Annotated in this window: 1 pseudogene; it reads left to right on the top strand. The window is 54.8% G+C overall.

Features of this window, described 5'->3' with window-relative positions:
- Positions 1-642: pseudogene (locus tag Xenpb_RS19375) on the top strand (virulence protein); the annotation flags it as partial.
- Positions 643-808: the final 166 nt, after the last annotated feature.

Genomic DNA, 808 nt, shown 5'->3' with positions numbered 1-808 from the left:
CCGCTGAGTTGGATGCCGTTGGCGCACACCTATCAGGAATATATAGCCGGCTTTACGAGGCAGGCACTGCTTGACGCGGGAGTAGTGACGGAAGATAAACGGGTTTGTGCGCTGGGTTTCCGTCGCTGGGTACAACGTCAGGGCATTGTGCTGAATGGGCAGGCATTGGCCGATTCACGGGAACCCGTCCATGTCCTGACGCTGGCCACTGACCGTTATGACACCGATCCTGAGCAACAACTGCGTAAGAGCGTCACTTACAGCGACGGCTTTGGCCGTTTACTGCAAAGTGCGGTATACCATGCGCCGGGAGAAGCCTGGCAACGCGCCGCAGACGGCAGCCTGATGACGGACGCGAAAGGAAAACCCATCGTCGCCCATACCACCACCCGCTGGGCGGTCTCAGGCCGGACCGAGTATGACGGCAAAGGACAACCTGTCCGAACCTACCAGCCCTTTTTCCTGGATGCCTGGCAGTACCTCCGCGATGACAGCGCACGGCAGGATTTGTATGCCGATACATACCGTTATGATCCCCTTGGCCGGGAATACCAGGTGAGAACCGCCAAAGGCTATTTACGTCAAAATCGGCTGACACCTTGGTTTGTCGTGAATGAAGATGAAAACGACACGCTCTCTTAGTTAACTCGATAACGTTAAATAATTAGACCTTCCTGCCAGAGACGGGGGAAGGTTAACTACTCTATAAAGGCAATGTCTTATGACTTTAAACCGCGGCAATAACTTGTATCAAAACACGCCGGAAGTGGCTGTCCTGGATAACCGGGGGCTGACCGTTCGCGAGCTC

Origin of the sequence: Xenorhabdus sp. PB62.4, assembly GCF_014467285.1 — a bacterium.
GTDB lineage: Bacteria > Pseudomonadota > Gammaproteobacteria > Enterobacterales > Enterobacteriaceae > Xenorhabdus.
Note: the sequence above shows the minus strand (reverse complement) of the source record. Positions and strands in the feature narration are given on the sequence as shown.